1 protein-coding gene is annotated in these 1135 nt (G+C 63.0%); it reads left to right on the top strand.

Annotated elements, in window-relative coordinates; all coding sequences use genetic code 11:
* A protein-coding gene (locus A612_RS00255; protein WP_141630297.1) for an IS3 family transposase occupies positions 1 to 1096 on the top strand; the annotation gives its coding sequence in 2 pieces (ribosomal slippage) (positions 1 to 194 and positions 193 to 1096; 1098 coding nt annotated over the 2 pieces). This gene is flagged as partial in the annotation.
* Between the last annotated feature and the right edge of the window lie 39 nt (positions 1097 to 1135).

Raw genomic sequence — 1135 nt, 5'->3', positions numbered from 1 at the left:
CTGGGCATTCCCAAAGCGAGCCTGGGCAACTGGGTACGGCTGTCAGCCAAGGGAGAATTGGACGGTGCGGGCGGTGGAGACAAGAGCATCCAGGTTTCGCCCGAGCAGATGGCGATAGCCCGGTTGCGTGCAGAGAATGCTCGCCTTCGCATGGAGCGCGACATCGCAAAAAAAGCCGCGGCTACCTTCCGCAGGACACGCTGCGAGGTACGCCTGGATTCACCAAATGAGAAAGCTGTACCCGGTGAGTGTGTCCTGCGGGGTGCTGGAGGTCAGCGCAAGCGGGTACTTCAACTGGCTACGCCGGCGGCAGGCTGGCCACGGTGGACCTGCCCGGCGTCACAGCGACCAAGCCCTGCTGGCGTACATGCGCGCCATCCACGCCGAGGTGAAGGGTGAATACGGCTGGCCCCGCATGCACAAGGAACTGCTGGCCCGGGGCATCCGGGTGGGCAAGGACCGGGTGCGCAAGCTCATGCAGCAGCACGGCATCAGGGCCAAGACCAAACGCAAGTTCGTGGTGACTACCGACAGCCGCCACAGCCTGCCGGTGGCGCCCGACTTGGTACAGCGGCGCTTTAACCCCGAGGCGCCCAACCAGCTGTGCAGTGGCGACATCACCTACATCCAAACCGACGAGGGCTGGCTGTACCTGGCTGCGGTCATCGACCTGTTCAACCGTCAGGTGGTGGGTTGGAGCCTGCAGCCGCACATGCAGGCGGGCCTGGTCAAGGACGCGCTGGCCATGGCGTGGTGGCGCCGCAGGCCACCTCCTGGACTGATATTCCACAGCGACCGGGGCAGCCAGTATTGCAGCCATGAGTTCCAGGATGCCTTGAAGGACTGGGGCATGCGTTCATCGATGAGCAGAAAGGGCAACTGCTGGGACAACGCACCGACCGAGAGCTTCTGGGGTCGGCTGAAAACAGCCAGCGTACATGGGTGCAAATTCGCTACCTGTGAGCAGGCCAGGCAGGCGGTGATGGACTGGATGGCCTTCTACAATCACCGCAGGCTGCATTCGTCGCTGGGCTACCTCAGCCCGATGCAGTACGAGCAGCGCTGGTACGAGGCACAGCGTAAAAAGGCCGCGTGAACCGTGGGTTAAGAGCTACACGAAACAGGGGCAAGGTCA

The sequence above is a fragment of the Melaminivora alkalimesophila genome, assembly GCF_000282995.1.
Classification (GTDB): domain Bacteria; phylum Pseudomonadota; class Gammaproteobacteria; order Burkholderiales; family Burkholderiaceae_C; genus Melaminivora; species Melaminivora alkalimesophila.
The sequence above is the reverse complement of the archived record's forward strand: the minus strand, read 5'-3'. Positions and strand labels throughout refer to the sequence as shown.